The organism is Pseudomonas antarctica (genome assembly GCF_900624995.1).
In the GTDB taxonomy this organism is placed as follows: Bacteria; Pseudomonadota; Gammaproteobacteria; order Pseudomonadales; family Pseudomonadaceae; genus Aquipseudomonas; species Aquipseudomonas antarctica.
The window spans coordinates 1-7,533 of record NZ_UYXQ01000160.1 but is presented as its reverse complement, the minus strand read 5'-3'; the positions used below and the strand labels follow the sequence as shown (position 1 = coordinate 7,533).

The following is a 7,533-nucleotide window of genomic DNA, read 5'->3' as shown; positions in this document are numbered from 1 at the left end:
GTTGAAGTGCTCAACGTGCTGGGGGCCGGCGATGCGTTCATGTCGGGCTTCCTCAGCGGCTGGCTCAAGGATGCCAACGACGAACGTTGCAGCCAGTTGGCCAATGCCTGCGGCGGCCTGGTGGTGTCCCGCCACGCCTGCGCACCGGCCATGCCCACGCCTGCCGAACTGGATTACCTGTTCAACAGCCCGGTGCCCATCACCCGGCCCGATCAAGACGTTACCCTGCAACGCCTGCACCGCGTCACGGTGCCGCGCAAAGCCTGGAAGCAGCTGTTCGTGTTTGCCTTCGATCATCGCTGGCAACTGGTGGACCTGGCGCAAAAAGGCGGGCAGGACACGGCACGTATCAGCGACATCAAGCAGCTGTTTATCCAAGCCATCGAACGCGTCGAGGGCAAACTGCGCGAGCAAGGTGTCGACGCTGATGTGGGCCTGTTGGCCGATCAGCGCTTCGGCCAGGACGCGCTCAACGCCGCCAGCGGTCGCGGCTGGTGGATTGCCCGCCCGGTAGAAGTGCAGAACTCGCGCCCGCTGGCGTTCGAGCACGGCCGTTCGGTGGGCAGCAACCTGATCGCCTGGCCCCAAGAACAGATCATCAAGTGCCTGGTGCAATACCACCCCGATGACGAGCCGATGCTGCGCCTGGAGCAGGAAGCGCAACTCAAAGCGGTGTACGAAGCCTCGCTGGTCAGCGGCCATGAACTGCTGCTGGAAGTCATTCCGCCCAAGGATCACCCGTCGACCTATCCCGATGTGCTCTATCGCAGCCTCAAGCGCCTGTACAACCTGGGCATCTACCCGGCGTGGTGGAAGATCGAGGCGCAGTCGGCCGAGGATTGGAAAAAGCTCGACGAGCTGATCCAGGAACGTGACCCGTACTGCCGTGGCGTGGTGCTGCTGGGCCTCAACGCTTCGGCTGAATGCCTTGCCGGTGGTTTCCAGCAAGCCAGGCACAGCACCACTTGCCGCGGGTTTGCGGTGGGCCGCACGATCTTCCAGGAACCCAGCCGCGCGTGGATGGCGGGGGAGATTGATGATGAAACCCTGATCCAGCAAGTGCAGCAAACCTTCGAACAGCTGATCAACGCCTGGCGCAGTGCCCGAACCTAAACACAGTCTTCAACTTGAAATGCAATCCAATGTGGGCGCTGCTTTTTATGGGAACCGGGCTTGCCCGCGATGCAGGCGACTCGGTCCAACTGCCAAGCCGATGTGATGCTATCGCAGACAAGCCAGCTCCCCCATAAAGCCAGACCTCAGTGATAGCTGGAAAACAACAAAAAGGTGCAGCCATGCCCGCAATTCGAATTGGCATCAACCCGATCTCCTGGAGCAACGACGACCTGCCGGCCCTGGGCGGTGAAACGCCCCTGAGCACTGCCCTCGGCGAAGGCAAGGAGATCGGCTACGAAGGTTTTGAACTCAACGGCAAATTCCCCAAGGACGCCAAAGGCGTCGGCGATGTGCTGCGCCCCTATGACCTGGCGCTGGTCTCCGGCTGGTATTCCAGCCGCCTGGCGCGGCGCTCCGTGGCGCAAGAAATCGAGGCCATCGCCGGCCACGTCGAGCTGCTGAAACTCAACGGCGCCAAGGTGCTGGTGTACGGCGAAGTCGCCGATTCGATCCAGGGCGCCAAGGTGCGCCTGATCGAGCGCCCGCGTTTCCATAGCGAACACGCCTGGCAGGACTACGCCGATAAACTCACGGAGTTGGCGCGCTTCACCTTGTCCCAAGGCGTGCGCCTGGCGTACCACCACCACATGGGCGCCTACGTCGAATCCCCCGAAGACATTGACCAGCTTATGAAACGAACGGGCCCGGAAGTCGGCTTGCTGTTCGATTCAGGCCACTGCTACATGGGCGGTGGTGAGCCCATCGAGGTACTGCGCAAACACATTGAGCGCATCTGCCACGTGCATTTCAAGGACGTGCGCAAACCGGTGGTGCAACTGGCACGCAACCAGATGTGGAGCTTTCCCGACTGTATTGTCAACGGCACCTTTACCGTGCCTGGCGACGGCGATATCGACTTTGCCGAGTTGCTCGATGTGCTGCTGGCCGCCCAGTACGAAGGCTGGCTGGTGGTGGAAGCCGAGCAGGACCCGGCCGTGGCGCCCAGCTATATCTATGCGAAAAAGGGCTATGACACCTTGCGCGCGCTGCTCAACGAGAGGACTAAGTGATGAGCCTGCTGGTCAAAAGTAGCAAACGCGGGCAAACCATGGTCGCCCTGGAAGAAGGGCGCCTGGAGTACGTAGGCTTTGCCGCCTACCGCCTGAGCCTGGGCGAAACCCTGCCGGTTACTGCCGGTGATCAGGAGTTGTGCCTGGTGCTGCTCAGCGGCCGGGTGACTATCGAAGGCGAGGGGTTCAACTGGCAGAACCTCGGTGATCGCCAGTCGGTATTTGAAGACAAATCGCCCTTCGCCGCCTACTTGCCGCCAGGCATTGATGCGCAGGTCACGGCCTTGAGCGACGTGCAAATCGCCGTTTGCGCCGCGCCCGGTGCGCCGGGTTTCGAGCCGCGCCTGATCCGCCCCGAACAGTGTAAACGCAGCGTACGCGGCAAGGGCGCCAACACCCGTTATGTGTGCGACATCCTGCCTGACAGCGAGCCGGCCCATTCGCTGTTGGTGGTGGAAGTGCGCACGCCGTCGGGGCACTCCTCGAGCTACCCGCCGCACAAGCACGACACCGACGACCTGCCGCACCAGAGTTTTCTTGAAGAAACCTACTACCACCAGATCAACCCGCCCCAGGGCTTCGTGTTCCAACGCGTGTACACCGACGATCGCAGCATCGACCAGGCCATGGCCGTGGAAAACAGCGACCTGGTGGTGGTGCCCAAAGGTTATCACCCGGTCAGCGTGCCGTATGGCTACGAGTCGTATTACTTGAACGTGATGGCCGGCCCCAAGCGCGCCTGGCATTTCCACAACGACCCGCAGCACAGCTGGCTGCTGGACCTCTAACCGGTTGGAATGGAGAACAATAACAATGAAGTCGCCTCTTCGTTTTGCCCTTAACCGCATGGTCGCGCCCAACCTTTCTCTGCCGGACTTTATCCAGTTGGCGACGTCCCTCAAGTGCGACGCCATCGAGATTCGTAATGACCTCAAGGGCAATGAAATCGAATACGGCACCCCGGCCAGCCGCGTGCGCGAGTTGTGCGAGGTGCAGGGCATCACGGTGCTGTCGATCAACGCGCTGTACCCGTTTGACGTGTGGAATGACGAGCGCCGCGCCCAGGCGATCAAACTCGCGACTTATGCCCGTGAATGCGGCGCCCAAGGCTTGGTGATGTGCCCGTTCAATGAGTGCGGCGATACGCGCAACGAAGCCCAGCGCGCGGCCGGTTTGCGCACCGCGCTGAGTGAGTTGGCGCCGATCCTGCGCGAATACGGGCTTCTGGGCTTTATCGAGCCGCTGGGTTTCGAAGACTCTGCGCTGCGCCGCAAGCGCGTGGCGGTGGACGCGATCCAGTCCATCGGCGGCCTGGATGTGTTCCGCCTGGTGCACGACACCTTCCATCATCACTTGGCCGGCGAGCAGGCGTTCTTCGCGCAACTGACCGGCCTGGTGCATATCTCCGGCGTCGAAGATGCCGCAGCACCGCTCAACTCCATTCGTGACGGCCACCGCGTGCTGGTGGGCGAGGGCGATATCCTCGGCAATGCCGCGCAGATCGACACCTTGCTCAGCACCGGCTACGGCGGCTACCTGTCGTTCGAACCGTTTGCCGAGAGCGTGCATGGCCTAGCCGACATCCAGCAAGCCATTGGGGCAAGCATCGCCCATTTACAAAAAAACCGGACCTGACGCCGATCAACCTGTGGGAGCTGGCTTGCCTGCTCCCACATTAAATCTCTGTTGATCAATGGATCTGCATTTACTCAAGGTGCAAGTGATGACCACAACAAGATTGACCATGGCCCAGGCCCTGGTGAAGTTTCTGGATAACCAATACATCGAAGTCGATGGCGTGCAGAGCAAGTTTGTCGCCGGGGTTTTTACCATTTTCGGCCACGGCAACGTGCTTGGCCTGGGCCAGGCGCTGGAGCAGGACAGCGGTGACCTGGTGGTGCATCAAGGTCGCAATGAGCAGGGCATGGCCCACGCTGCCATCGGCTTTGCCAAGCAGCACCTGCGGCGCAAGATCTATGCGTGCACCGCCTCCGTAGGCCCGGGCGCGGCGAATATGCTCACCGCCGCTGCAACCGCCACCGCCAACCGTATCCCGTTGCTGCTGTTGCCCGGCGATGTCTACGCCAGTCGCCAGCCTGACCCGGTGCTGCAGCAGATCGAGCAGTTTCATGACTTGAGTATCAGCACCAACGATGCGTTCCGTTCCGTGAGCAAATACTGGGATCGCATCAACCGCCCCGAGCAATTGATGACAGCGGCGATCCACGCGATGCGCGTACTCACCGACCCGGCGGAAACCGGCGCCGTCACCTTGGCCTTGCCGCAGGATGTGCAGGCCGAAGCCTGGGACTATCCCGATTACTTCCTGCAAAAGCGTGTGCACCGTATCGAGCGCCGTCCGGCGACCAAAGCGATGATCGGTGACGCGGTGGCCGCCTTCCGGGGCAAGCGCAAGCCGCTGATCATCTGTGGCGGCGGGGTCAAGTACTCCGGCGCGAATGCCGCGCTGCAGGCCTTTGCCGAACGCTTTGATATTCCCTTCGCTGAGACCCAGGCGGGCAAGAGCGCGGTGGTGTCCAGCCATCCGCTGAACGTCGGCGGCATCGGTGAAACCGGTTGCCTGGCAGCCAACCTGCTGGCCCCCGAAGCTGACCTGATCATCGGTATCGGCACGCGTTACACCGACTTCACCACTTCATCGAAATCACTGTTCAAGCACCCTGAGGTGAAGTTTCTCAACCTGAACATCAGCCCTTGCGACGCCTTGAAACTCGACGGTGTACAAGTGCTGGCGGACGCGCAGGTCGCCCTTGAGGCGCTGGCGGATGCCTTGGGCGACTACCGCGCCGGCTGGGGCGAGCAGATCCGCGACGCCAAGGCGCAGTTGGATGCGGAAGTGGACCGCGTGCATCAGGTTCAATACCAGGGCGACGACTTTGTGCCCGAGGTCGATGACCACCTGGACCGCGCGGTGCTGCGCGAATTTATCGAGCTGACCGGCTCGTGCCTGACCCAGAGCCGCGTACTTGGCGTGCTCAATGACAGCCTGGCCGATGACGCGATCATCGTCGCCGCCGCTGGCAGCCTGCCCGGTGACTTGCAGCGCAGCTGGCGCAGTAAGGGCGTCAACACCTACCACGTCGAGTACGGCTATTCGTGCATGGGCTACGAGATTAATGCTGCCCTCGGCGTGAAGCTGGCCGAACCGTCTAAAGAGGTTTACGCCTTGGTCGGCGATGGCTCCTACATGATGCTGCACTCGGAGCTGGCCACCTCGATCCAGGAGCGGCGCAAGATCAACGTGGTGTTGCTCGACAACATGGCCTTCGGTTGCATCAACAACCTGCAGATCGGCAATGGCATGGGCAGTTTCGGCACCGAATTCCGCTTCCGCGACCCCGAGAGCGGCAAGCTTGACGGCGGCCTGGTACCGGTGGATTTCGCCATGAGCGCGGCAGCCTATGGTTGCAAGACTTACAAAGTCAGCACCGTGGAGCAACTCGACGCGGCCCTGGCCGATGCGCGCACGCAAACGGTGTCGACGCTGATCGATATTAAGGTACTGCCCAAAACCATGATCCACGGCTACCTGTCGTGGTGGCGGGTGGGTGTGGCCCAGGTGTCGACCAGCGAGCGCACGAATGGCGCCGCGAAAAAACTCAATGAACAGCTGGCGAAAGCCCGGCAGTACTAATAACAAGAGGAGTGAATGTATGTCGTTGAAGCTGGGTGTTATCGGTACGGGCGCCATCGGCCGTGACCATATCCGTCGCTGCAGCCAGACCCTGCTGAATAGCCAGGTGGTGGCGGTGACCGACATCAACCTTGAGCAAGCCGCCAAGGTCGTCGCTGATTTGAAGCTGAGCGCCGAGGTGTACGCGGACGGCCATGCGTTGATCAACTCGCCGCAAGTCGAAGCCATTCTGGTGACCTCCTGGGGCCCGAGCCACGAGGAGTTCGTGCTCGCCGCCATCGCTGCGGGCAAGCCGGTGTTCTGCGAAAAACCCTTGGCCGTGACCGCGCAAGGCTGCCGCAAGATCGTCGACGCCGAAGTCGCCTACGGCAAGCGCCTGGTGCAAGTGGGCTTCATGCGCCCATATGACGAAGGCTATCGTGCCCTCAAGGCCGTGATCGACAGCGGCCAGATCGGCGAGCCGTTGATGCTGCACTGCGCGCACCGCAACCCGACAGTAGGCGAGAACTATAAGACCGACATGGCGATCACCGACACCTTGATCCACGAGCTGGATGTGTTGCGTTGGCTGCTCGACGACGACTACGTGTCGGTGCAGGTGGTGTTTCCGCGCAAGTCGAGCAAGGCCCTGGCCCACCTGCGTGACCCGCAGATCGTGCTGCTGGAAACCGCCAAGGGCACGCGCATCGATGTGGAGGTGTTTGTGAACTGCCAGTACGGCTACGACATCCAGTGCGAAGTGGTCGGGGAGACCGGTATCGCCAAACTGCCGGAGCCTTCGCAGGTGCAACTGCGTAGCGGGGCCAAACTGTCGAATGCGATTTTGATGGATTGGAAGGACCGCTTTATCGGCGCCTATGACGTGGAGTTGCAGGCCTTCATTGATAGCGTGCGCGCCGGGCAAGTCGGCGGGCCGTCGGCGTGGGATGGGTTTGCCGCGGCAGTGGCGGCGGATGCATGTATCCAAGCGCAGAGCAGTGAGCAGATTGTGAAGGTGAGCTTGCCGGATCGTCCGCGCTTCTACGGCTAATCATATTCGCACAGGTGGAATGCGGTCAGTGTGGGAGCTGGCTTGCCTGCGATAGCAGCCTTTCAGTGACGGGTTCATTGACTGACACACTGCTATCGCAGGCAAGCCAGCTCCCACATTTGATTGGGTTTTCAGTGCTAGAAGGAGTGTATGTATGCGAATTGGACTAGTCGGCTACGGTCACGGCGGCCGCTTCTTTCACGCGCCTTTGATTGCAACGTTGCCCGGCGCGACGTTTGTCGGCGTGGTGACGCGTTCACCGGAACGCCGTCAGCAACTGGCGACTGACCACTCGGGCCTCAAGGCGTTCGACGCCATCGGCCAGATCGTTGAAGCCGGTGTTGACGCCCTGGTGATTTCCACCACGCTCAAGGGCCGCCCGGCGCTGGTACTGGAAGCTATCGAACACGGGGTTGCCGTGGTCAGCGACAAACCGTTCGCCAGCAACGCTGAACAGGCCCAGGCGTTGATCACTGCCGCCGAACGCCAAGGCGTGAAGCTCTGTGTCTACCAGAACCGGCGCTGGGACTCGGATTTCCTGACCTTGCGCAAACTGATCGACGCCGGTGCCCTGGGCCAGATCACCCGCTTTGAATCGCGTGTTGAGCGCTTCAGCCCGCACGCCGTGGGTAATGCCAGTGGCGGCGGCTGGCTGCGTGACC

7 protein-coding genes are annotated in these 7,533 nt (G+C 61.5%); all 7 read left to right on the top strand.

Going from position 1 to position 7,533, the window contains the following annotated elements; genetic code table 11:
• The coding region (locus E0F99_RS27755) for an IolC C-terminal domain-containing protein (protein ID WP_130909050.1) at positions 1-1,113 on the top strand (1,113 nt) is incomplete at its 5' end.
• 182 nt (positions 1,114-1,295) lie between these two features.
• Positions 1,296-2,186: a myo-inosose-2 dehydratase gene (gene iolE / locus E0F99_RS27750; RefSeq protein WP_083358068.1), complete on the top strand. Its 891-nt coding sequence runs from the start codon at positions 1,296-1,298 to the stop codon at positions 2,184-2,186.
• Positions 2,186-2,974, top strand: a complete 789-nt coding sequence (gene iolB, locus E0F99_RS27745; RefSeq protein WP_083358069.1) for a 5-deoxy-glucuronate isomerase — start codon at positions 2,186-2,188, stop codon at positions 2,972-2,974. Before iolE ends, iolB begins: the two co-directional genes overlap by 1 nt.
• A gap of 25 nt (positions 2,975-2,999) precedes the next feature.
• Positions 3,000-3,821 (top strand): TIM barrel protein, encoded by an 822-nt coding sequence (locus E0F99_RS27740; RefSeq protein WP_083358070.1) that lies wholly within the window; start codon positions 3,000-3,002, stop codon positions 3,819-3,821.
• Between the two features lie 88 nt (positions 3,822-3,909).
• Positions 3,910-5,841, top strand: coding sequence for a 3D-(3,5/4)-trihydroxycyclohexane-1,2-dione acylhydrolase (decyclizing) (gene iolD / locus E0F99_RS27735; RefSeq protein WP_083358071.1), 1,932 nt, complete (start codon positions 3,910-3,912; stop codon positions 5,839-5,841).
• 19 nt (positions 5,842-5,860) lie between these two features.
• Positions 5,861-6,871 (top strand): bifunctional inositol 2-dehydrogenase/D-chiro-inositol 1-dehydrogenase, encoded by a 1,011-nt coding sequence (iolG, locus tag E0F99_RS27730; protein ID WP_083358072.1) that lies wholly within the window; start codon positions 5,861-5,863, stop codon positions 6,869-6,871.
• 154 nt (positions 6,872-7,025) lie between these two features.
• Positions 7,026-7,533, top strand: a 508-nt coding sequence (locus tag E0F99_RS27725; RefSeq protein WP_130909049.1) for a Gfo/Idh/MocA family protein, incomplete at its 3' end; no start/stop codon positions are given.

What these genes read in the sequence shown, in the direction of transcription:
- iolE (WP_083358068.1), top strand. Translation starts at nt 1,296, where the DNA reads ATGCCCGCAATTCGAATTGGCATCAACCCGATCTCCTGGAGCAACGAC.
- iolB (WP_083358069.1), top strand. Translation starts at nt 2,186, where the DNA reads ATGAGCCTGCTGGTCAAAAGTAGCAAACGCGGGCAAACCATGGTCGCC.
- E0F99_RS27740 (WP_083358070.1), top strand. Translation starts at nt 3,000, where the DNA reads ATGAAGTCGCCTCTTCGTTTTGCCCTTAACCGCATGGTCGCGCCCAAC.
- iolD (WP_083358071.1), top strand. Translation starts at nt 3,910, where the DNA reads ATGACCACAACAAGATTGACCATGGCCCAGGCCCTGGTGAAGTTTCTG.
- iolG (WP_083358072.1), top strand. Translation starts at nt 5,861, where the DNA reads ATGTCGTTGAAGCTGGGTGTTATCGGTACGGGCGCCATCGGCCGTGAC.